Here is a 22,444-nt window from a genome sequence, read left to right on the forward strand (position 1 = left end):
ACTCGTGGCCACCCCCGGCCGGTGTCCCGTTGTGCCCGGCCGAACCCTGTGAAACCTTCTCCTCATGAGAAGAGCGAATTCCGCACTGTGTCTGGCGGCCGGACTCACCGTCACCGGAAGCACCCACTTCGCGCTCCCCCGCCCGTTCGACGAGATCGTCCCGCGCGGGATCCCCGGAAGCCCCCGGACGTGGACCTACCTCTCGGGAGCGGCCGAACTGGCCTGCGCGGCGGCCCTGGCCGCGCCCCGGACCCGCCGCACGGGGGCCGCGGCGACGGCGCTGCTGCTCGTCGCCGTCTTCCCCGCCAACATCAAAATGGCCCTCGACCACCGGGCCCGAAACCTCCGTTCGCGCTACGCGGCCTACGCCAGACTGCCGATGCAGTTACCCTTGATTGGGTGGGCGCTACGCGTACGCCGCGACACCGGTAGGTAACACTTTGGTCCCCGAAAGCGTGTGGAGTTGTTGAACCTTGAGCTGTCCTGCTTACCATTCCGCGGTGCAGCAGCTTGAGCAGGCGGCTCGTGCCCTCGGCTGGCACGGCCATCTCGTCTCCGACATAGCGGCTCTCGGAGCACGATTCACCGCCGTGACCCGGCTACGTTTCGACGTACACCAGTGGCGCAGCGTAAACGAGTGGCCACCGGAGACCGACCCGGCCCGGGTGGAGGCCTGGTCCGGATCGGACTCCCCGGACCGGCTTCCCGTCCCCGCGGTCGAACTGGTCGGGCTGCTGGTACGCGTCTCCAAGGCCCGCAAGGCCACGCGCGCGTGCGGAACGATGCTGACCATCGCGCCCTGCGCGGCGGTGCTGCCCGGTGACCACCCCTACCGCCCCTGGGCACTGACCGAAATGGACTACTACGGGATCGGAGCGGTGACCGCGGACCGCGACGGAGCGGCCGAACTCGTCCTCGCCCCGGAGGACCGCAGAACGGAGTTCGGCACCTCGCCGTTCGAAAGATGGCTGCTGGAACTGCTCTACGAGCGAGTGGTGCACAGCCACCCGGAAAGCACTCAGAACGCGGCCAGGCGCACCGACGGGGACACCGCACCACATCCCGAATGAATCGGAGCGGAGCGGATCGTCGAATTCCTCCGTCCAGGCTGTTGGCCGGGGCGGGGTTTCTCCTTCGGCGCTCCCGGCGCCGAAGCACACCACCCTGGCAACCGGCGCGCCCCGGGTTCTCCCGTGGTGCCCCGCGAGGACGGTCCCGACATCGTGCGGGCCACTGCCCGATGTCGGGACACCCGCTCACGAGACCGCGCGAGGTTCCGCCAAGCGAGCACCCACGACGAGGAAGAGCGGAAAAATCGGTCAGACGGTCTCGTACTCGTGCCAGTTGAGGCTGTCCGGGTTCCAGCGCAGCAGATAACCCGGCCGGACCGAGCGGAGCGCACGCATGGTGTGCGGCCAGCGCCGGATCACGTTGGCCAGGGCCACCGAGGTCATCTCCTCGCTCGAACGGTTCTGCTCACCGGTTCCGAGCAGCGCGATCCTGCCTGCGGTGTGCAGGATGTCGGAAAGCGTCACCTGCCCCGACAGCGCGGCCTCCTCCACGCTCACGATCGTCTCCGGATCCAGCTCCGCGGGCCAGCTGCGCCGATCGAGGTCCACGGGCTTCGGCTGTTCGCACTCGCCACAGGTGCACTCGAACTCGCTGGTCCAGCCGTGGCTCTGCCAGGACCAGACCGCGGACGAGCCCGGCTGCAACTCCGTCAACGCCGCCACGTGCGGCCAAGCGTTCACCACAGCGCCGAGCACCGTCAGCACGGCCGAGCGGGAGTCCGACTCACCGGGCCCCTCGAAGAACCACCCCCCCTGTTCGTCCCTCCTCACGAGCACGAGAGGGGCCTGCAGGGAAAGGACCTCCTCGTCCACGGACACCTCGGTCTGCAAAGAGGCGTCGAGCTTGGTTTCCGTAATCTGCGACATCGCGGGCATATTCCTGGGTGAGGACGCCCGAATACAAGCCGCACCACTCGAACGTGTGTTTTTTGTCCTTCTGCTCCACCGAACGGCACGGTGCGCCCGCTCACTCCTCGGAGGGCACGGACAGGATCAGCTTGCGCAACCCCTCCGCGTCCAGCAGGTCGGTCGGGCGCAGGGTGCGGTCGTGCCGCACGTAGTGCACCGCGGCACGCACCGACTCGACCGGCACACCCGAGATCTCCGACCAGGCCAGCCGATACGCGGCGAGCTGCACCTCGGTCGCCGACATGCGCCGCTCGTCCGGGACGGAACCGGTCTTCCAGTCGACCACGGTCCACCCCCCGTCCGAATCGGAGAAAACCGCGTCCATCCGACCACGTACGACGATCCCGGCTATCCGGGTCTCGAAGGGCACCTCGGTGCGGTGCGGAACCCTGTCCGCCCAGGAACCGGCCAGGAACGCGTCGCGGAGCCGTTCGAGGTGCTCGTCCGGAGCGGCCGACTCGTCGGAGGCACCGGGCAGCTCGTCCACCTCGAACAGGGCCTCCGAGGTGTAGCGCCGTTCCAACCAGGCGTGGAAAGCCGTGCCGCGCCGCGCGACCGGATTGGGCGGGGCGGGCAGGGGCCGGCGCAACCCCCGTGCGAAGCGCTCGGGGGAATCGGCCAACTCGACCAGTTGACTGACCGAGAGCTGGTCGGGCAACCGCACCCGCTCCTGCCGGGAACCGCGCTCACGTTCGGCCAGCAGCACGTCCACGTCACGCCGCCAACGCAGCACTTCCGGATCGAGTTCCGCCTCCTCGTCCGTCTCCCCGGACTCCTGGCTCCCGGACTCCCTCTCCCGGTTCAACTCGGCCCGGACCAGCTCGGCCCCCTCCACGACGGCGTTCCTGCGCCCCTCCAGCGGATCCACCGGCCACAACAGGCTCCTTCCCTTCTCCGCCAGCGGGTTCTCCGCGCCCTCCTCCGGTTCCGGGGCCCAGTGCTCGAGGACACCGTGGTCCTCCTGCCCGGTCAGCTCCCGCGCGGTCTCCTCGAGGAACCCGGAGGGGCCCTTGGGCTTCCCACCGCTCTCCCCCCACCAGTGCCCGGACAGCAGCAAGGTTCGTTCCGAACGCGTGAGCGCGACGTAGAAAAGCCTGCGCTCCTCCGTCAGCCGACGTCGTTCGAACTCGGCGTCGTGCTCGTCCAGTTCCCGCTGCAGCTCCTTGCGGGTGAGCCCCTCCAGCCGGTCGAGGTCCAACCGCGGCAGGTCGGGGCCGTCCCCCCTCAGTTCGGGCGGGAGCTCGGTGACCGAACGCAGCCAGCACGAGGACTTCCGCTTGCCGGGGAAGACCCCGGAGACCAGATGCGGGAGAGCCACGAGCTGCCACTCCAGCCCCTTGGCCGCGTGCACGGTCAGCACCTGCACCCTGTCCTCGGCCACCTCCACCTCACCGGGTTCCAGACCGTCCTCCGCGTGTTCCGCGGAGTCCAAATAGTCCAGCAGCGCGGGAAGCGTCGCGGTGGGGCTCGCGGTGGCGAACTCGGTCACCACCTCGGACAGCGCGTCCAGGTGGGCCCTGCCGACCCCGTCGGTGCGGGACATGCTCTCGATGTCCAGCAGCAGGGTGCGCTCCACGTCGGCGACCAGCTCCGGAAGGGGCTGCTCCAGCCGCTGCCGCAGCGCGGCCAGCTCGCCCCCCAGCCTGCGGATCCTGCGGTGGCCCTCCTCCGAGTAGCGTTCCCGACCCCCCGGATCGTCGAGCGCGTCGACCAGACCGGCCTGTTCCGCGCGCTCTCCGGGAAGAGCCGCCGCCAAGGTGTCCTCGACACCGGAATCGGAGCTGCCGGGCACGCTCCGCTCGCCCAGCTCCCCGGCACGAGCGGAGAGGGCCGCGATGTCGGCCGCGCCGATGCGCCAGCGCGAACCGGTGAGCAACCGCATCGCCGCGGTGCCCGCCAACGGGTCGGTCAGCATGCGCAGCGCGCTCACCAGATCCCGGACCTCGGGCTCGTCCAGCAGACCACCGAGACCGACCACTTCGACGGGGAGCCCCTCGGCGCGCAGCGCCTCCGCCATGTCCGCCATGTCCGCACGACGCCGAACCAGCACCGCGGCAGTCGGAGGTGAACCGTCGGCCTCCACCGCGGCGCGCCAACGCCGAGCCACGCGTTCGGCCACCCACTGGCGCTCCGTGCGGACGTCCTCCAGCAGCGCGGCGCGAATATCGGCGGCTGGGGCGTCCTGCTTGGCACGCAGCTGTTCGACGTCCAACCCGGCCTCGCGCAACGGTTCGGCCACCGCGTTGGCCAGCCTCAGCACCCCCGGAGGATTGCGGAAGCTCGTGAGCAGGCCGTATCGGGGGGCCGGTGTGGCATCCGAGCTCTCGTCCCGGCACGGAAAGTCCGTGGTGAACCTGGGCAGGTTCGCGGCACTGGCCCCGCGCCAACCGTAGATGGCCTGCGCCGGATCCCCCACCGACGTCACCGGCAACGGCGCGGCCCCTTCCGCGGAACCGAACAGGTTCCGCAGCAGCACGCGCTGGGAATGCCCCGTGTCCTGGTACTCGTCCAGCAGGACGGCGGCGAACCGCGTGCGCTCCCCCTCCGCCACCTCGGGGTGCTCCGCCGCCAGCCGTGCGGCCAGGGACATCTGGTCGGCGAAGTCCATCGCCGCCTCGCCGCGCTTACGCGCCGTGTAGGCCTCCGCCAGCGGAAGCAGGGCCGCGCGCAGCCGCTGCGCGGCCACCACCCGCTGCAGCTCCTGCGGCGGTTTCGTCCCCTGCCGCTTCTCGGGCGGAGCGTTCTCCACCAGCGAGACCACCCGCTCGGCGTGTTCCCGCACCCGCTCCGGATCGACCAGGTGCTCGGCCAGCTCACTCGTGAGCGAGAGCAGGTGCTCGGTAACCGTCGCCGGAACCTTGTCGGTGTCCAGATCGGCGGTCCAGCCGGAAACGACGCGGTGGGCCAACTGCCACGACGCGGTCTCGGGCAGCAGCCGCGCGCCGGGTTCGACCGGCACGCGCAGCCCGTGCTCGGACACCAGCCTGCCCGCGTAGGAGTGGTACGTCAGCACGGTCGGCTCCTCGGACAGCACCCTCGCGCGCAGGCCTCCCGAGGGGTCGACCTCCTCCAGGAGTCCGGACCCGGCCAGGCGTCGCAGGCGCGCCCGCACCCGGTCGGCCAGCTGCCTGGCGGCTTTGCGGGTGAAGGTCAGTCCGAGCACCCGTTCGGGAGTGACGACACCGTTGGCGACGAGCCAGACGACCCGTGCCGCCATCGTCTCCGTTTTCCCCGCTCCCGCTCCGGCCACCACCAGTGCCGGTTGCGCCGGGGCCCCCGTGACCACGGCCTGTTCGGGGGTCGGTTCGGGCAGTCCGAGTGCCTGGGCGACGCGTTGTGGAGTGATCACTGGCCGACCTGCCTTCCCGAGGAGTGCACCGGGCAGCTGGTGCGAACCGGGCAACGCGGGCAGTCCGCGTTCTCGACGGCGCGGAACTCCGGGCCGGTGCCTGCCGCGGCCGCGTCGTGCACCACCTCGAGCCAGCCGCGGATCTCCTCGTCGTCGAATCCCTGCTGAACCCGCTCGGTGGCCGCGCCGCTCCCGGCCTCCGGCTTGGCCACGTAGACCAGTCGTGCCCCGCCCGGCTCGCTCTCCCCGTCCGCGCCGAAAGCGCCCAGTGCCGCGGCCAGCTGGTAAACCGCCAGTTGAGTGTGCTGCCGGGCCCTGTCCTTGCTCACCGGTGTCTTGGACGTCTTGACGTCCACGATCACCGGTCTGCCGCTGCCGTCGTTCTCCAGCCGGTCCACCCGGCCCCGCAGCCGCAGCTGGTGCCCGCCTTCCCGCGCGGGCACCGTCAGGTCCAGATCGCGTTCCACCGCGACCTGCTCCAGCTCGGCACGTGAGGAGTCCAGCCACGCGAGGAACGAGTCCAGCATTCCGCGCACCCGCTCGCGCTCCCTGCGGGAGTACCAGGGGGCCCCCGCGTCCACGGACTCCCACGCGCGGTCCAGCGCCTGTTCGAGCCGTTGCCGGTCGGCTCCCTCGGCCGCTGCCTGGACCAGCGAGTGCACCACGGTACCGGCCACCGAAGCCAGCTCGGCGGCGTCCTGTCCACCGTGCCGTTCGATCATCCACCGCAGCGGGCAGGTCGAGAGCACCTCCACCGTGGACGGGCTCACCCGGACCGGCTCGTGCTCGCCCACCAACGGGGCTGAGCTGGACGGTTCGGGCAACCCGTACCAGCTGTCCGGATGCGCCCCCCGCACTCCGGCCGCCGCGAGCCTGGCCAACTGCGCGGCCGCGTGACGACGGCGTTCCGCTTCCGCGGTGGCGTCGTTGACCACCTGGCGCAGCTCGCCCACCAGTTCGGGAAGGCTCAGGCCACGCTCGGGCCCGGAGACCGGGCGCTCCTCCGCCCCGGAGTCCTCGTCGGCGCCGTCCAACTCGTCCAGAAACCTGGAGGGTTGTTCCTCCTCCCCGCGCACCGCGCCGACCAGCAGCGTCCTGCGGGCACGGCTGGCGGCCACCAGCAGCAGCCGGCGCTCCTCGGCCAGCAGCGGCGCGGAGGCGGAAACCACGTCCGGGGAATCCACACCGGACAGAACGTCCACCAGGCGCTCGACCCCGAGCAGCGAACCGCGCAACCGCAGGTCGGGCCAGATGCCCTCCTGCACGTCGGGCACCGCCACCACTTCCCACTCGCGCCCGACGGCCGCGTGCGCGGTCAGCACGGACACCGCGTCCCCTCCCGGGGAGCTCGGTGCCAACGTGTCCCCGGAGATGCGCTGGTTCTCCAGGTGGCCGACGAACGAGGCCGCGTCCGCTCCGGCGAGACGGTCCACGTACCGCGCCGCCTCGTCGAACAGCGCGACCACCGCGTCCAGGTCGCGGTCGGCCCGCGCCCCGCTGACACCTCCCCGCTCGGAACGCGTCAGCAGGGTCTGCTCCATCCCGCTGTCCTTCCAGATCCGCCACAGGACGTCCTCGACGCTCTCCCCTCGCGCACAGGAACGCCCGGCCGAATCGAGCAGCGTGGACACCCGGCGAGCCGGCTCCGCCGTGCTCCCCTCCAGCGCCGCCAGCCTGTCCGCGTCCCACAGCGTCTCTACCAGCACCTCACCGCTCGGACGGTCGTTGCCCGCTGCCAGGTCCAACCTGCGGAGCCCGCGCCGCAGTCGCCGCAGGGCCAACGAGTCCGCACCTCCGAGGAGCGAACCGAGCAGGTACTCGGCCGTGTCGGAGTCCAGATCGGATGGACGTGCCGCGCAACGCAGCAGCGTCAGCAGCGGGCGGACGGCCGGGCGCCGGGCCAGCGGTATCTCCTCGTCACCGAGTTCCAGCGGGACCCCGGCAGCGAGCAACGCCCTGCGCAGCACCGGAAGCGAGAGGCCCGTGGACTTGACGATCACGGCCATGTCCGACCACGCCACCCCGCGCAGCAAGTGCGCTCGGCGCAGCTGGTCGGCCACCCACGCCGCCTGCTGGGCCTGCGAGGCCAGCAGCCGAACCTGGACTCCCCCGCCGGAGGAGCGCTCGTCGCCCTCCTCCGGCTCACCGGCGTCCTCGGCGAGGTCCGCACCGAACATCCGTCGCTGCGCACCCGAACCGGGAAGACGCGCGGACAGCCGCCGCACCGCCCTGCGCACGCGTGTCGACATCCGGTGGTCGGCACCGAGCACCAGGGTCCGCTCCCCGCTCCGGTCCGCTTCGGACAGACTACTGGGATCAGCGCCCCTGAAGGAGAAAACGGCCTGGTCGGGATCACCGCCGAGCAGGAACTCGGAGGCCGTGTCACCGATGCGGCGGCACAACCGGTACTGCTGTGGATCCAGGTTCTGGGCGTCGTCCACCACCAAGTGCCGTACCCTGGTCCGCTCGGCCTCCAACAACTCCGCGTCGGAGTCGAAGGCGGACAGGGCCGCGGAAACCAGTTCGGCCGCGTCCAGTGGTGGTGCGGTGTCCCCGCTCGCTCCTCCGAGCTGGGTGACGCGTTCGTACTGCGCCCCGAAAGTCCCGGCCGCCACCCACTCGGGGCGTTCGTGCCGTTCGCCGAGCGCCACCAGATCGTTCGGCCCCACCCCGCGCTCGGCGGCACGCATCAGCAGATCACGAAGCTCGGCGACGAAGCCCTCGGTCCGCAGTGCGGCACGCAGCGACTCCGGCCAGTACCCGGCTCCGTCCTCGACGTCGCCCTCGAGCAGCTCACGGATCCGCAGGTCCTGTTCGGGACCGTTGAGCAGCCTCGGCTGCGGGCCGCCGTCGCGGCTGGCCCGCAGCCTCAGCACACCGAACGCGTAGGAGTGCACCGTGCGCACCAGCGGAGCACGCCCAGTGCTGACGGAGGCGTCACCGGCCAGCAGGCGACTGTTGATGGCACCGCGCATCAGCGCCGCCGTGGTGCGATTGGCGGTCAGCACGAGGGTGTCATCGGCGGTGGCCCTGCCGTCGAGCAGCCGCTCGGCCACCATCTCGGCCAGCAACGTCGTCTTGCCGGTCCCCGGGCCTCCGAGGATTCGCAGGAATCCGTTCGCACCGTCGATGACCCGGCGCTGCGCTTCGGACCACCGAAGACGCGGAGCGCTCTGCTCACCGGAACGCACGAGGGCCGGAGCGGTGGAGGTCGACACGTACGCGATGGAATCATGCCGCCATGATCGCTTCCCGCACCTGGTGACGAGTGTGTCGCCCGCACCACGTCCGGCTGTGCGAGACTTCCCGGGTGGACGAACGGACCTGGGAACACGTTCGAACGGTGGTCACCACCATCCCGCCGGGGTACGTCCTCGGTTACGGCGACGTCGCGCGGCACGCGGGGCTGCGTTCCGCCCGTGTGGTCGGACGAATCCTCGCCGAGGACGGCGCCGACCTCCCCTGGCACAGAGTGCTCCGCTCGAACGGGAGCGTGGCCGAGCACCTGCGCCACGAACAGCTGGAACGGCTCCGCACCGAAGGGGTGCTCGCCGACGGGGGGCGGGTGGACATGCGTCGCTACCGGTGGGAACCGTCCGCCCCCTTCGAACTCCCCGGTGCGGAGTGAACCGCACCCGCCGCGTTTCAGCGCCGCTCGGGGAGCCGCTCCGCGATCAGGCGTACCAGCGAAGCGGTCCGCGCGCGCTCCGGTAACGCGCAGGAGAAGCCCGCTTCCACCAGCGGCGCCGCCGTCACCGGACCCACGCAGCCGAGCAGCACACCGCCGCTGATCGCCTCGCGCAGCTCAGCGGAACGCCCGATCCGCTCCGCCCGGCCCAGCAGGTTCGACGCCGCGGGGGCACTGGTGAAGGCCAGCGCGTGCACCCCGCCGTCGATCACCCGGCCGATGAGGTCGTCCAGCTTCTCCGGCTCCAGGGGGTCCGTCCACCGGTAGACCATCACGGCGATCACCTCCGCTCCCGCCTCGACGAGGCGTTCGCGGAACCACGACATCGGGTCCCCGTGCACCTGGACGACCACGCGCCTGCCGCGCAGCTCGCGCGTCAACAGGTGGGCCAGGACCTCTCCGGCCTCCTCCGAGGGAGCGCTCCAAGCCACCTCGAGCCCGGCCCCGCGGATCGCCCCCACGGCCTTGGAGCCGCGCGCGAGCAGGGTCGCCGCGGACAGTCGCTCGCGCAACGCCGCTCCGTCGCCCGCGGTGTCGGCGGCCTCGAGCCACCCGCGGAACCCCACTCCCGTGGTGGCGACCACGTAGTCCACCTCGGCGGCGAGCACTTCGGCGGTGGACTCGGCCAGCGCTCCGTCCCGCGGAAGCGGGACGGTGTGCATCGCCGGGGCCTGCACCACGTCCGCCCCGCGCCTGTTCAGCAACGACGCCAGTTCCTCGGCCTTGCGTTCCGCGGTCACTCCGACCGTGTAACCGCGCAGCGGTTCCTCCGTTTTCGAACCCACTCCGCCATCTTCACACGAAAGGTCGACAAACGTGCCGTCCCGCGTCGCGCTCACGCGGGATTCCGCCCCGAACTCCCGCGTTCCGGGACCGGGTACCCGACCGCCCGAGCGAACCGAGCCGACGAGCTAACCCCTAAAGAACTTCCAAAACCGTTTGCGAGGCACTCTCGAGGCCCCCGAGCGAGGCGGTGCTCGCGCGCGGGTGCAGCGCGTGCAACGCGAGGCGGAACAGCAGGGCTCGCAGCAGCATCTGGGGCCACTCCGCGAGATGCGACCACCGCTCGACTATCGCCGGGTCGGAGCCTCCCCAGGCCAGCGCGTCGATCACCACCACGGCCGCTGCCCACTCCGCGGGTCGCCAGAACGGGACGAAGTCGATCAAACCGGGCGGGGCGTTGCCGGAGAACAGCACGTTGCCGAACAAGTCGCCGTGCACCACCTGCGGGCGCAGTGCGACGTGTTTGCGCGAGGCGGCCAGCACGTCGAACAGCCGCCCGCCCTTCTCCGGGGACAGCGACATGTGCGCCTCGCCCCAGGCCATCCGGTCGGCGAGCGCGTAGATGTCCTGGCGGGAATCCACGAAACGCGGTTTGTCCAGTCGGCTGGTCGCGGTGTGCAGCCGCAGCGACATCGCGACGACCTCGTCGTGTCGCGGCTCGGGCCGTCCGACGAGATCGCGCCGCGCGGACCATCCGGAAACCACCCACCTGCCGTCGGTGGACCGCAGCGGTCGCGCCAAACGCGTCTCCTCCGGAGCCAGCGCGTCCAACACCCGCGCCACCCAGGCGGCCTCGGCCGTGTTCGCCGCGAGTTTGAGCAGCACTCCGTCCTCTTCGCCGCAACGCCAGGCGAGTCCGCCCTCCAGCAGTTCGACCTCCTCCCCACGCGCGCCGAACGCGGCGCGCACATGGGTCGGGGGTGGCTCGGCCGTAGCACTCACGTGCAAGACGCTACCCGCAACGGTGGCGATCAAGTCGCAGACGCTCCGGGAGAGGACGAGAACTGGAGCGATCAAGGTGACACGCGGGCACCGGCCGGACTTCGCACCGGATGGACCACGGACCTCTCGCGGTCGGTCCCGGACCGGCCGTTCCGACCCGGGACCGGACCGGAACGTGCCGGTGCCCCACGAACCTCGATCAGTAGGTCGGCAGGTCCGTGTCGACCTGGTTCGCCCAGCCGAGCACACCGCCACCGACGTGAACGGCATCCGAGAAGCCCGCCTTGTGCAGCGCGGAAAGCGCCTCGGCCGAGCGCCCGCCCGACTTGCAGTGCAGCACGATCTGCCGGTCCTGCGGCAGTTCGGCCAGTGCCTCGCCGGACAGGATCCGGTCCTTGGGGATCAGCTTCGAACCGTCGATGCGCACGATCTCGTACTCGTGCGGTTCCCTGACGTCGATCAGTTCGAACTTCTCCTCCGAGTCGAACTTGTCCTTCAGCTCCTGCGGAGTGATGGTGCTGTCCGCGGCGGCCTGCTGCGCGTCGTCCGAGACGACTCCGCAGAAGGTCTCGTAGTCGATGAGCTCGGTGACCTCGTCCGCGTTCGGGTCCTTGCGGATCTTGACCGTGCGGTAGCTCATCTCCAGGGCGTCGTAGATCATCAACCTGCCGAGCAGGGTTTCACCGATTCCGGTGATGAGCTTGATCGCCTCGTTGACCATGATCGAACCGATCGAGGCGCAGAGGACTCCGAGCACACCGCCCTCGGCGCACGACGGCACCATTCCCGGCGGCGGGGGCTCCGGGTAGAGGTCGCGGTAGTTCGGCCCGTGGGTGTCCCAGAAAACGCTCGCCTGACCCTCGAACCGGAAGATCGAGCCCCAGACGTAGGGCTTGCCCTGCAGCACCGCGGCGTCGTTGACCAGGTAACGAGTCGCGAAGTTGTCGGTGCCGTCGAGGATCAGATCGTAGTCCTCGAAGATGCCGAGCGCGTTGTCCGAGGTCAGATGTGTCTGGTGCAGATTGACCCGAACGAACGGGTTGACATCGGCGATCGAGTCCCGCGCGGACTCGGCCTTGGAGCGTCCCAGGTCGGACTGACCGTGGATGACCTGGCGGTGCAGGTTCGACTCGTCGACCTCGTCGAACTCGACGATCCCGAGGGTTCCCACACCCGCGGCGGCCAGGTACATCAGCGCGGGGCTGCCGAGTCCGCCCGCCCCGATAACCAGCACCTTGGCGTTCTTCAGGCGCTTCTGGCCCTCCATCCCGACGTCCGGGATGATCAGGTGCCTGCTGTAGCGCGCGACCTCGTCCTTGGTCAGCTCCGCGGCGGGCTCCACCAGCGGCGGGAGCGCCGTCCCGCTACCGGCCGCCCCCTGAGGGGATGTGTTGCCGGTCATCTCCCAGCTCCTCCTGCGTTGCCTGGATGTGCGTCGACGTGCGGCGGCCACGGCGTGCCGGCCGGTACGGCCTCACAACCCGCCTACCGCGCGCCACCACATCGTGTAACGCAAGCCTGGCCGATGGTCTTCCACGTCCCAAGCCGCTCCCACGAACTGGGACGAGTTCCCTAGCGGCCCGCCTCGTTCCCCAGCGGGAACGGCCACGCGTTCGGCTTGCACACGAAACCGTTGGACGGAATCTCGGTGCCCTGGGAAACTCGTTCGTTCAGGTCGTGCAGCTCGTCGTTCGAGACGCTGAAGGTCTGCTGCATCATCACGGGAGCGAGCTGCCCCTGGGCCGGGCAGCCCACATGGCCGTTCCCGAAGAAGTGCCCGACCTCGTGATTAACGACATACCGCCGGTACGTGCCGATGTCCCCGTCGAAGGAGACCGCTCCCCGCACCCAGCGCGCGGCGCTGATGTAGACGCGCTCGTCGATTCGGCAGGAGGAGTCGTAGGGCAGTCCGTTCCCGTAGCCGCACACCTCCCTGGCGGTGTTCCTGCTGACCAGCGTGACCCGCAGGTCCGGCCGGGGGCCGTCGGGACCGACCCGACGCAGCGATATGCCGCCCGCGCGGGGATTGGTCCAGCTGCGCGGATCGGCCAGGGTCTGTTCGGCGAGCCTGGCGAAGGTGTCGTTTCCCTCGATCAGCTGAACACCGGTCTCCATCTCGATGGTGTACTTGTAGAGCCGTCCCGAGCCGACCGGATCCGTTTCCCCCGGCACGACCTCGAAAGTCCCCGACCCCGACTTCGGGACCGGCGCGCCGGAAGGCAGTTCGGGAGATTTCATCCGGGAGTCGTACTCGCCTCCCTTGTCCCCCTCCTCGACCACGGGGGCGGTGTCGTTCTCCGTCGTCCTGCCCGCCGATTCCACCGCACCGCCCCCCTGCTGGGACCGGTCCGGCAACCCCACGACGGCGAAGACGGTGATCACCAGCAGTACCGGAACCGCGTAGACGCCCCAGCCGTAACGCAGCAGCCCCCTCTTCCGGCGGCTCCTCCCGGAGCGTCGGGTTCCGCCGCCCTCGGTTCGTCGCTCGGGGCTCGGATACCAGGACGCCGCGAGAGGATCCCCCCGGTGCCGACCGCCTTCCCCGGATTCCACTGATCTCCTCGAATTCCTACCGACTACTCACTGATGCTCTTTCCCGCCGTGTCGACGACCGGTGCGGTGCTCTCGGCGCCTGCAGCGCCGCGGCACCCCACCACGCGCAGCCGGCGGCTCCGCGGGTTCTCCCGCGTCGCGCTCCCGCGAGTACGGTTCCGACGTCGTGTAGGACGCTACCCGATGTCGGGGCGTCCGCAACGAGAGTCGGCGGGAGGTCCAGCTCAGCGACCACCCGCGACGACCCGAGCAGAAAACCTCGATCGGCGCACCGCTCGGACCGTGCGGCCCGACGCGCGCTTCCGTTGCCTTCAGATTGCCACAGTACGCAACTCGACCAACGAATGCGGGTACTGTCCGTAGCCGGGCGTGGCGTGGAACCACCGAGCCCGTGCGGTGCGGATTACGAATTCTCGGCCGGTCGATGAACAGGTAAGCAGCACAAAATCTCTACCGACAAGTAAAGTTGGGTAGCCCGTCCCGCACGACGACCCGACCGGAACCAGCATCATTCGGTGGAGGCTTAGAGATGACCGAGACCGCGCAGCAGAGCACCGACCAGCCCAACCGCGGGGTCCGACTTCCGCGTGACGCACGAAGGGCGCAGCTGCTCTCCGCGGCTCAGGACGTGTTCGTGGCCAATGGTTACCACGCCGCGGCGATGGACGACATCGCCGACCGCGCGGGTGTCAGCAAACCCGTGCTCTACCAGCACTTTCCCGGCAAGCTCGAGTTGTACCTCGCTCTGCTGGAAACGCACGGAACCGAACTGGTCAGTCGGGTGCGCGAAGCCATCGAGTCCAATCCCGACAACAAGCAGCGCGTGCGGGCCGCCGTGGGTGCGCTCTACGAGTTCGTCGACCGGGAGGACCAGGCGTTCCGGCTGGTGTTCGAGTCCGATCTCCGGGGGGAGCCCGCTGTGGAACGTGCCGTCGAGCAGGCCTCCTCGGGCTGCATCGACGCGGTGGCCGAGGCCGTCACGGCGGACGCCGGACTCGATCACGAACGGGCGAGGCTGCTCGCCGTGGGACTGGTCGGGCTGAGCCAGGTGACCGCCAGGGACTGGTTGGACACGGAGAACTCCATCTCCCGCGACGAGGCCGTGAACCTCATGTCCACCCTGGCTTGGAAGGGACTGGCCGGCTTCCCGATGCAGCAGGGCTGACCCCTCCCGTTCCGCGCACGAACGGGACGGGCGCGGAACGGGGGCCCGGACCGACGGGCGCGGCCCCGTCGTCTCGCGCCGAGCTCGACGAGCGGCACCGGAGAAGAGCGCCGACGATCGTCGGGACGAGCCGCGGAGGTTCCGGTAACTCCCCGGTTGGGGACCATCGGCCCGGAAGGGCCCCGGCCCGCCGTCGCCGCCCTGCCGGGGTTCACCGGCTACGCTTCTTGCCTCCGACCGGAACCAGCGGAGTGGAGGCACAACGGCATTCGGCCTCGGGGACGGCCACCACGCTTATGGTCGGGCCGTTCAGCAGGCCGGTCGTGATCGTCTCACCGGAGTGGGCGTACTTGACCCACTGGTCCCACTCGTCGTCGAACGCGACCTCGTCCTCGGACCTGCCCATCGCGGCACGCAGCGTGCTCGCCAGCCACTGCGCCACTTCGTCGGGACTGTGCAGGATCTCCACGGCGTCGAGACGGGTCAACCGCTCGTGCGCGGGCATGGCCTGGTTCAGCGGCGTGTCCTCGACATAGCCGTGGTGGTGGATGCTGTTGGTGTGCTGTCCCACGGAGGTCCTTTCGTCCGGATGGTTCCCGTCACGGCGAGACGCACGGTTTCCGAACGCGGCCGCGTAACCGCCCCACCGTGATATGCCGCCTCCGGTCACAGTACCGAACAACGCGCACCCCCCGGGGAGCGCGAACCGCGCGGAGCACTCGATCGAGGGGATCGGCGGTGCCGGTGGCTCGGGGGCGTTTCGGCGCCGCCGCGCCGAGGAAGACCCCCGACCCGACCAGCAGCTCGAACGGGAGACATCAGTGAACCCCGGCGATGCCGGTTGCGCGGGTGGCGGAAAGCGGCTGCGCCGCTCGCCCGCCGTCCGGGCCCCGCGCCCGGACGCGGCCGAACGGGAACCCGGCCGGACCGGCCGTGGGAGGATGTCACCGCAGCGCGGAACGTGTGACGTCGGCTATCCGGTCGGTCACTTCCTCCGCTCGTTCCAGGGGAAGCATGTGACCGGCTCCGGCGTACACGAAGAAGCCCGCCCGCGGAAGCCGCTCGGACATGACCCTGGCGTGCGGCAGCGGGCAGAGCCGATCGGCGAGCCCGGCCAGCACCACGGTGGGAACCTCGGGCAACGCGTCCAGGGCATCGCCGCGCTCGTGCTCGGCCAACGACTCGCGGAACCCCGCGAAACTGGCCGGATGGCACTTGGCGACCCACTCGGCGCTCATGGCCACGTCGCTGCCCGAGGCGCCGCTGCCGAACAGCAGCCACCGCAGCCCCGGACGCATCCACGCGGAGCGATCGCCGACCCTGCCGCGCTCGGAACGGGCCAGCACGGAGCGGAGTTTGCGCTCCCCCGCGTTGAACACGGCCGCGACCGGGCCAGGCAGCCCGAGATCGGGGGCGGCCAGGCCGCCGCTCGACGTGGCGATCAGGGCCACACCCCGCACCCGCTCCGCCATGAGACGGGGGTGCCTCTCGGCCAGGGCCATGATCGTCATTCCGCCCATCGAGTGTCCGGCGATCACCACGGGCCCGGCCGGAACCCTGTCCGCGATCAGCTCCGCCACGTCGTCCGCGCAGCGCGCGATCTCGGCCGTTCCGCGCGGGGAGGGATCCGAGTCGCCGTGACCACGGTGGTCGAACCGCACCACCCGCACCGAACTCCCGACCGAACCGGGCAGGCCCTCCATCACGCGGTCCCAGGTGCGCCTGCTCAGGGTCCAGCCGTGGACGAGCAACACCGTGATCGGGGCGTGCGGATCACCGCTCTCGTCCACGGCGAGCTCGACCCCGTCCGAGGTGGTCAGCGTGCTCTCCACGCGCTCCTGCTGTCCGAGAGTCACCGGATCAACCCCGCTTTCCGCCACAACGGCATTCCGGGTCCGCCTACCAGACCCGCGTCGTCGAGAAAGGCCATGATCTTCTCGCCGCTCCACCGGATGGTCTCCTGCCAGTGCGGGTTCTCCATGGCCACCCGGTAGGCGGTCCTGGGACGTAATCCCACCGCCTTGTAGATCCTCGGGTTGATCAGCGCCTTGACGATGGCGAAACCGACCAACGAGGTCATGAACTGGTGGTGGGCGCGCTCGGCGGGACCGCACTCGCGCATCCCCCTGGTCACTTCCTCCCTGGCGAAGGTGACGTGCCGCGCCTCTTCCATGACGTGAATGCGGTTGACCATCCGCACCAGCGGCTGCACCTGTTCGTCGTACATCTGATCACGCTGTATCCGGTCGAGGATCTCCTCGGCGACGAGTATGGAGGCGTACGCCGAGGGCCCCTTCAGCACGGCAGGCAGGATCCTGCCGCCCTGGTGCAGAATGCGGACCGGCCCGTAGGCGGGTGCCCCGATCCGATCGCAGGTCTTCGCGAACATGGTGGAGTGCCTGCACTCGTCCGCGATCTCGGTCAGCGCGTACTGGGCGTGGTTGGTGCGCGGATCGCGGTGGTAGAAGTCCTTGAGCAGCATCTGCATGAGCAGCACCTCGAACCAGAGGCCGTTCGACGCGACGCTCGCGAACTCGTGCTTGGTCAGCTCGATACGCTGCTGTTCGGTGAGCTGCTCCCACAACCGGGTGCCGTACAGCGTGCTTCGGTGGAACGGGAGGTAAGGCTTGTCCTCCGCGAGCGGGGCATCCCAGTCGATGTCCACCTCGGGGTCGTAGCTGTTCTTGGCCGAGGACTTCAGCAGCCGCGAAGCGGTTCTTTCCCGGTCGTTGACCTGGAGAGTCTTGGTCATGATCACTGATCACCCTTCCGGGGGGCGCCCGTGCCGAACATTGCGTGTTACTACAAGTAACAGCTACCTTGAGTAGCGTGAGCCACATCTCGCGGCCTGTCAAGGCCACGCAGCCACAGGGGCGCAACGATGCCCGGAGAGAACGCTGGAAGGGACACCGACAAGCGAGAAGGGCGGAGTTCGTCGAAGCCGCCATCCGCGCGATCGGCGACTACGGTGCCGAAGTGGGCATGGACGACATCGCCGCGGAGGCCGGCGTGAGCAAACCCGTGCTCTACAGGCACTTCAGCGACAAGAGCGATCTCTACCTCGCCGTCGGCGAGTGGGGAACCAACCTGCTGATGGAGCGGATAAGACCCGCACTCGAGCAGGGCGGCACCGTCCGCGAGCGGATCGAACGAATCGTGAGCACCTACCTCGGGGTGATCGAGGAGTACCCGGAGCTGTACCGCTTCGTGGTGCGCCGCAACTTCGCCGACCGGCCGGTGCAGACCGATCCGGTCAGCACCGAGAAGACGATCATAGCCAACTCGCTGTCCCGGCTGCTCGGCGAGTACCTGCGCAGTCTCGAGCTGGATTCGGGAGGCGTGGAGGCCTGGAGCCACGGGCTCGTGGGCATGGTCCAGGCCAGCGGTGACTGGTGGTTGGAACGTCATTCCATGAGCAGGGACGACCTCACCGAATACCTGACGAAGATCATCTGGTTCGCCATCGACGGGGTGCTCCGCTCGGGCGGGATCGTGATCGATCCGGACCAGCCGCTGGAGCTTCCCCCCGACCTGAAACTGGTCGAGAACGAGGACGTTTGAACACCGCTCCGGCCCGGCGGCGCGGGCCGAGCGGCCCGCCGGCGACCGCGAGCACGACGAACAACGGAGGCGAGACCGTGCTGGAGCGGTTCGAGGACGAGGAACGGCACGACGCACACGACGAACACGACTACCTCGGCTCCGCCGTGGTGTTCACCGCCGATGCGGAAGTCGCCGTGGACGTCGTGCTGCGCGGCAACTTCCAGCCGATCGACGGGAGGTTTCACTGGTACGGGCGCGCCGAGGCGGACGAGAAGCTGGACGAGCTGACCGCAGGCCGCAGGGTGGAGGTCGTGCTGCGCACTCCGCACGGCGATGCGGCAGCCACCCTGTCCGATCCGGACCCGTGGAACAGGTACCGCGTCACCGGACTCGGGCGTCCACCGTTTCCGCTGGACACCGAACTGGCCGACCTGAAGGAGAACGGCTGACAGCGGTTCCGCGCTCGGTTCGCGCGAGTTCGCCGGCGCGGGAGGCCCGCTGCCTCGTGAGCGGGGCCCCGACATCGGGTAGTGGTTCTACACAACGTCGGGGCCGTCCTCGCCGGAGCACCCGCGGGAGACCCCGCGGCGGTGCGAGTCGCCCGAGTGGTTCTCGGTGCCGGGCACCGAGGGAACAACCCCGATCCGATGGCCCGGGCCCCGTCCGGGACGGGGCCGGCCCGTTCGGCGGCCCCCGAGACCGTTCACGCCTCACCGGGAGTGAGCGGGTCAGCCGACTCCGAAGCCGACGCGATGGGTCTCCGGCGCCCCGATCTCGACGTAGGCGACCTTGGCCGCGGGCACGATGTAGCGCCGCCCCTTGTCGTCGTCGATACGCAGGTGGCCGTCAGTGGTGGCCAACGCGTCCGAGACCAGCTTTTCGACCTCTTCCTGGGTCTGACCACTGTTCAGCGTGAGTTCGCGCGTGCCTTCCGCGACTCCGATCTTGACCTCCACCGCACACCTCCGTGAACGTTGCTGATTGTCGCCTTGCCTCAAAAGGCTATCTGCCCGCCCCGGAACGGACCGGAAACGGCCGATGCCGCGGGAACGTCGCTCTCCCGGACTTCCGGCGGGAGGCTTCGTCCGGTTCGGGTGCTCAGCCCAGCCCCAGCCGCGACATCCGCTTGTTCTGGTTGTTCTGGAGCCTGCGCAGCAGTGAACCTATCCCGGCCAGATCACCGGACCCCCGGATGATCAGCTCGGAGAGCGCGTCGCGTTCGGCCACGACCCACTGCGCCTGGGTCACCGCCTCCCCCAGCAGCCTGCGCCCCCACAGGGTCAGTCTGTCCCGCAGCGAATCGTCCTCGGCGCAGGCGGCGGAGACCTCGCGCTCCGCGAACGCCGAGTGCCCGGTGTCGGAGAGCACGGTGAGCACCAGCTCCCTGGTCTCCGGGTCCAGCCAGTTCGCGACCTCGCGGTAGAAATCGGCGGCCAGACCGTCCCCGACATAAGCCTTGACCAACGATTCCAGCCACGAGTGGGGGGCGGTGGAAGCGTTGAAGGCGTCGAAGGGGGCGGCGAAGGGGCGCATCGCGTCCTCGACCGCCACACCACGCTCGGAGAGCTTGTCCTGCAGCAGCCGGAAGTGCCCCATCTCGGCGGCGGCCATGCTCGCCAGCGCGGCCCTCCCCGTGAGGGTGGGGGCCTCCCTGGAGTCCTCGGCCAGCCGGTCGAAAGCGGAGAGCTCACCGTATGCCAGGGCGGCGAGCAGATCCGTCACCCCTTCCTCGTAGCCGGCGGAACCCGCTTCCTCCTCCTCCGGGGCCTCCGTGTCACGGACCCCGGAAGCCACGGCACTCTGGTCAGCCTCGGTCATGGTGCGAGCCTACCGCTCTCGAGCTCGTTTCGAGTCCGTCCGTCCGAACCCGCGTTCCTCACGGAGTGGCTCGCTCCGGCGAGCACCACCGGCGCGTGAGGAGCGCTGCTCGAAACCGGGACACCCGAACCCGATCACGAGACACCAGGCCTCCTTTCGGGTGAGTGAGGAGGACGAGCCACGCGAAAGGAACTCCGAGGGTGGCGTTCGCCATCCACGCCCCTCACGGTGAGATGTGCCAGGTATCCTCACCCAAAGGGAGGTTTATTGGCGTCAGGCAAGCACCCGCCCCGTCGGTCCCCCGACCGTGGGAATGGAACCCCGCCGAACGGTGTTGCCCGTGCGGGGTCCCCCCGACAGCGGTTAGTGTGCCGACAGCTGGTGCGCTTCGAGTTCCGGCCGGAGCGGTTTCCGGGCCGGGACCCCTTCGCGCAGCCGCGGGCGGGGTCTTCCGCGGACCGGACGGCCACGTCCGACCGGCCGGAGCGGGAACGCCCACATTCCGAAACGGGGATGCCCTCGGCGGTTGTGCCACCCCCGCGGGGAGAACGGTCAACCGCGCCGGGCCCTCCCGAACACGAACGCCGTCTCACGGTGGCGGGCGACGTGAGTCGCCTCCGCCGGAGCAGGCCGTGAGCAAGCGGATGTCGCAGCGACGGACATGGCGCCCACACGACAGGCCGCCACCGCGAGGCGACGAACCGCGGCGGGTTCGGCGATCGGCGTCGAACGTCGCGCCGATTCCGCGGTCCGTCCACGGCCACAAAACCAACATCGCCGCGCGGCCGTGTGCCCGCACATCGATCCCGATGCGGCCACGCGATCGTGCGCGCGATCACGAAAGAGGCGATTACTCTGACGAACAACGAGACCCGGAGCACCGGTCACACCGGCGCCGAGGACGAGAAACCAGCGGTCCAACACCGCGATTCGGAAAAGCACGAGGCACCTTCCGAGCAGGCCCAGCCGACGCAGGGCCGTGACCTGCACGCGGAGAACACCGGGGATTCCGAGAGCCCCACGTTCGCCGAGCTCGGCGCCTCCGAGGAGATCGTCCGCGCTCTCCGGGAAGCCGGAATCGAGCGGACCTTCATGATCCAGGAGATGACGCTGCCGCTGGCCCTGCGCGGCGCCGACCTGATCGGCCAGGCACGCACCGGAATGGGCAAAACCCTCGGGTTCGGCGTTCCGCTCCTGCAGCAGATGAACCTGCCCGGGGACGGAACCCCGCAGGCCCTGATCGTGGTACCGACCAGGGAACTGTGCATGCAGGTGACGCGGGACATCGAGGACGCCGCCAAGTACCTCGGCGTGCGCACGCTGTCGGTCTACGGAGGCCGCCCCTACGAACCCCAGATCGAGGGGCTGCGCGCCGGTGTGGACGTGGTGATCGGCACTCCGGGTCGGCTGCTCGACCTCGCCGAACAGCAGCACCTGGTGCTCGGCAAGGTCTCCACCCTGGTGCTCGACGAAGCCGACGAGATGCTCGACCTCGGCTTCCTGCCGGACATCGAACGCATCCTCGGAATGGTGCCCGAGCAGCGGCAGACCATGCTCTTCTCGGCGACCATGCCGGACGCGATCATCCAGCTCGCCAGGAACTTCCTGTACCAGCCGACCCAGATACGGGCCGAGCAGTCCGACGAGAGCGCGGTGCACGAGCGAACCCACCAGTTCGTCTACCGCGCCCACGCCATGGACAAGCCCGAGCTGCTCGCCCGCGCGCTGCAGGCGAACGGACGCGGGCTGACGATGATCTTCAGCCGTACCAAGCGTTCGGCCCAGAAGCTCGCGGACGAGCTGAACGAGCGCGGCTTCGCGGCCGGATCCGTACACGGCGACCTGGGACAGGGAGCACGCGAGAAGGCGTTGCGCGCCTTCCGCACCGGCAAGATCGACATCCTCGTCGCCACCGACGTGGCCGCGCGCGGCATCGACGTCGAGGGCGTCACACACGTGATCAACCTGCAGTGCCCCGAGGACTCGAAGACCTACGTGCACCGCATCGGGCGTACCGGACGCGCGGGGCGGACCGGAGTGGCCATCACCCTGGTCGACTGGGACGAGGAAACCCGGTGGAAGGTGATCAGCAAGGAGCTCGGCCTGGGGATGGAGGATCCCGTCGAGACCTACTCCACTTCCGCGCACCTGTTCAACGAACTCGACATTCCCTCCGAGGTGGGCGGCAGGCTGCCGCTGTCCAAGCGCACCCGCGTGGGTCTGGACGCCGAGGCCGAGGAGCGCACCGAGTCCGCGCCCAAGCGCAACAAGCGCCGGAACCGGCAGGGCTCCCGCGGTGAGTCCTCCGGCTCCCGTTCGAGCGGGTCCGAGGAGACGGGCAACAGTCGCCCGAACGGACGCAGGAAGCGGAGGCGCACCAGGAACGGGCAACCGGTCGAGGAGGCGCAGGCCTCCGGCACGTCGACCGACTCCGAGCAGAGTTCGGAGGCGAAGACCCAGCGTCCGGCACGCAGGAGGGTCCGCAGGCGGCGTGGCTCCGAGAACGGGCCCGCCGAGGAGAAGGCGGACGCCACCACTCAGTGATCCTGAGGCCGTCCGGCCGAGTACGGGCGTGGCGACTCCGGTGGCGCCGCGCCCGAACGGTGTCCCCACGGCGTCGTGGC

General features: G+C 69.8%; 19 protein-coding genes. 7 read left to right on the plus strand and 12 right to left on the minus strand.

Translation table 11 applies throughout. The features are described 5' to 3' along the window. The first annotated feature begins 64 nt into the window (after positions 1-64). Positions 65-436: a DoxX family protein gene (locus FHR84_RS16430; RefSeq protein WP_179536413.1), complete on the plus strand. Its 372-nt coding sequence runs from the start codon at positions 65-67 to the stop codon at positions 434-436. Between the two features lie 64 nt (positions 437-500). Further along, entirely contained in the window at positions 501-1,070 is a 570-nt protein-coding gene (locus FHR84_RS16435; protein WP_179536414.1) for a hypothetical protein, read from the plus strand. Positions 1,071-1,319: 249 nt separating this feature from the next. On the opposite strand, the gene FHR84_RS16440 is transcribed toward FHR84_RS16435, so the two are convergent. From FHR84_RS16440 to FHR84_RS16450, 3 genes are all read right to left on the minus strand, one after another. Beyond that, on the minus strand, positions 1,320-1,937 hold the full coding sequence (locus tag FHR84_RS16440; protein ID WP_179536415.1) for a hypothetical protein: 618 nt from the start codon (positions 1,935-1,937) through the stop codon (positions 1,320-1,322). A gap of 100 nt (positions 1,938-2,037) precedes the next feature. Beyond that, positions 2,038-5,328, minus strand: coding sequence for a UvrD-helicase domain-containing protein (locus FHR84_RS16445; RefSeq protein ID WP_179536416.1), 3,291 nt, complete (start codon positions 5,326-5,328; stop codon positions 2,038-2,040). Next, the gene (locus tag FHR84_RS16450; RefSeq protein ID WP_179536417.1) at positions 5,325-8,546 is read right to left on the minus strand and encodes a PD-(D/E)XK nuclease family protein; all 3,222 of its coding nucleotides are present in this window, start codon (positions 8,544-8,546) and stop codon (positions 5,325-5,327) included. Before FHR84_RS16450 ends, FHR84_RS16445 begins: the two co-directional genes overlap by 4 nt. Before the next feature lie 92 nt (positions 8,547-8,638). Between FHR84_RS16450 and FHR84_RS16455 the strand changes: the two genes are divergently transcribed. Next, positions 8,639-8,956 (plus strand): MGMT family protein, encoded by a 318-nt coding sequence (locus FHR84_RS16455; RefSeq protein WP_179536418.1) that lies wholly within the window; start codon positions 8,639-8,641, stop codon positions 8,954-8,956. A gap of 17 nt (positions 8,957-8,973) precedes the next feature. On the opposite strand, the gene FHR84_RS16460 is transcribed toward FHR84_RS16455, so the two are convergent. The 4 genes from FHR84_RS16460 to FHR84_RS16475 all read right to left on the minus strand — a co-directional run bounded on the left by FHR84_RS16460 (position 8,974) and on the right by FHR84_RS16475 (position 13,294). Beyond that, on the minus strand, positions 8,974-9,801 hold the full coding sequence (locus FHR84_RS16460; RefSeq protein WP_179536419.1) for a uroporphyrinogen-III synthase: 828 nt from the start codon (positions 9,799-9,801) through the stop codon (positions 8,974-8,976). A gap of 133 nt (positions 9,802-9,934) precedes the next feature. Next, the gene (locus tag FHR84_RS16465; RefSeq protein WP_179536420.1) at positions 9,935-10,741 is read right to left on the minus strand and encodes a TIGR02569 family protein; all 807 of its coding nucleotides are present in this window, start codon (positions 10,739-10,741) and stop codon (positions 9,935-9,937) included. 199 nt (positions 10,742-10,940) lie between these two features. Continuing rightward, positions 10,941-12,143, minus strand: coding sequence for an adenylyltransferase/sulfurtransferase MoeZ (gene moeZ / locus FHR84_RS16470; protein WP_179536421.1), 1,203 nt, complete (start codon positions 12,141-12,143; stop codon positions 10,941-10,943). A gap of 170 nt (positions 12,144-12,313) precedes the next feature. After that, entirely contained in the window at positions 12,314-13,294 is a 981-nt protein-coding gene (locus tag FHR84_RS16475) for a DUF3152 domain-containing protein (protein WP_179536422.1), read from the minus strand. 529 nt (positions 13,295-13,823) lie between these two features. Here FHR84_RS16475 and FHR84_RS16480 point away from each other — a divergent pair. Continuing rightward, a complete protein-coding gene (locus FHR84_RS16480) occupies positions 13,824-14,459 on the plus strand; it encodes a TetR/AcrR family transcriptional regulator (RefSeq protein WP_179536423.1) in 636 nt (211 codons plus the stop codon). A gap of 211 nt (positions 14,460-14,670) precedes the next feature. Here the strand turns inward: FHR84_RS16480 and FHR84_RS16485 are convergent, their stop codons facing one another. The 3 genes from FHR84_RS16485 to FHR84_RS16495 all read right to left on the minus strand — a co-directional run bounded on the left by FHR84_RS16485 (position 14,671) and on the right by FHR84_RS16495 (position 17,211). Then, complete coding sequence (locus tag FHR84_RS16485; RefSeq protein ID WP_179536424.1) at positions 14,671-15,030, minus strand: hypothetical protein; 360 nt, start codon at positions 15,028-15,030, stop codon at positions 14,671-14,673. A gap of 373 nt (positions 15,031-15,403) precedes the next feature. Beyond that, complete coding sequence (locus tag FHR84_RS16490) at positions 15,404-16,315, minus strand: alpha/beta fold hydrolase (protein WP_179536425.1); 912 nt, start codon at positions 16,313-16,315, stop codon at positions 15,404-15,406. Then, positions 16,312-17,211, minus strand: a complete 900-nt coding sequence (locus FHR84_RS16495; protein WP_179536426.1) for an AurF N-oxygenase family protein — start codon at positions 17,209-17,211, stop codon at positions 16,312-16,314. The genes FHR84_RS16490 and FHR84_RS16495 overlap by 4 nt, the downstream gene beginning before the upstream one ends. 77 nt (positions 17,212-17,288) lie before the next feature. Here FHR84_RS16495 and FHR84_RS16500 point away from each other — a divergent pair, with 77 nt between their 5' ends. Then, positions 17,289-18,020: a TetR family transcriptional regulator gene (locus FHR84_RS16500; protein WP_179536427.1), complete on the plus strand. Its 732-nt coding sequence runs from the start codon at positions 17,289-17,291 to the stop codon at positions 18,018-18,020. Then, positions 18,017-18,451: a DUF4873 domain-containing protein gene (locus FHR84_RS16505; RefSeq protein ID WP_179536428.1), complete on the plus strand. Its 435-nt coding sequence runs from the start codon at positions 18,017-18,019 to the stop codon at positions 18,449-18,451. Before FHR84_RS16500 ends, FHR84_RS16505 begins: the two co-directional genes overlap by 4 nt. A gap of 279 nt (positions 18,452-18,730) precedes the next feature. Here FHR84_RS16505 and FHR84_RS16510 read toward each other — a convergent pair whose 3' ends face one another. Further along, on the minus strand, positions 18,731-18,958 hold the full coding sequence (locus FHR84_RS16510; RefSeq protein ID WP_179536429.1) for a DUF3107 family protein: 228 nt from the start codon (positions 18,956-18,958) through the stop codon (positions 18,731-18,733). Between the two features lie 142 nt (positions 18,959-19,100). After that, positions 19,101-19,820: a ferritin-like fold-containing protein gene (locus FHR84_RS16515; RefSeq protein ID WP_218863014.1), complete on the minus strand. Its 720-nt coding sequence runs from the start codon at positions 19,818-19,820 to the stop codon at positions 19,101-19,103. A gap of 825 nt (positions 19,821-20,645) precedes the next feature. On the opposite strand from FHR84_RS16515, the gene FHR84_RS16520 reads away from it, so the two are divergent. Next, on the plus strand, positions 20,646-22,364 hold the full coding sequence (locus FHR84_RS16520) for a DEAD/DEAH box helicase (RefSeq protein ID WP_179536430.1): 1,719 nt from the start codon (positions 20,646-20,648) through the stop codon (positions 22,362-22,364). Positions 22,365-22,444: the final 80 nt, after the last annotated feature.

Origin of the sequence: Actinopolyspora biskrensis, assembly GCF_013408175.1 — a bacterium.
In the GTDB taxonomy this organism is placed as follows: Bacteria; Actinomycetota; Actinomycetes; order Mycobacteriales; family Pseudonocardiaceae; genus Actinopolyspora; species Actinopolyspora biskrensis.